Origin of the sequence: Chrysanthemum yellows phytoplasma (assembly GCF_000803325.1) — a bacterium.
GTDB lineage: Bacteria > Bacillota_I > Bacilli_A > Acholeplasmatales > Acholeplasmataceae > Phytoplasma > Phytoplasma asteris.
On the sequence record NZ_JSWH01000163.1, the window covers coordinates 1 to 258 of the forward strand.

The 258-nt window shown below is 22.9% G+C and carries 2 protein-coding genes; both read left to right on the plus strand.

What is annotated here, in order from left to right:
* Window positions 1–194 (plus strand): hypothetical protein (locus tag OL66_RS04060; RefSeq protein ID WP_034172367.1); only part of this gene is annotated, 194 nt, incomplete at its 5' end.
* Between the two features lie 4 nt (window positions 195–198).
* On the plus strand, window positions 199–258 hold a 60-nt coding region (locus OL66_RS04565), incomplete at its 3' end, for a hypothetical protein (RefSeq protein ID WP_425319138.1).

The following is a 258-nucleotide window of genomic DNA, read 5'->3' on the forward strand; positions in this document are numbered from 1 at the left end:
ATTTTATTAAAAAATTTGAATTCGATTTTAATAATTTTCCTTTAAAAACTATTTCTAATATTTTTGATTCTTTAGAAAAATATAAAAAAAATACTTGGCGCCAAATTATAGAAAATAAAAACTCCAATAGTTTCCATTTTATTTCAGAAATTCGTATAAAACATGTTTGTAAATATTTTTATCAAAATGCATGATGGTATGACTAGAAAATTGACCGAGGTAAGGTATGTGCCTGATCTTAACCGAAATTTAATATCC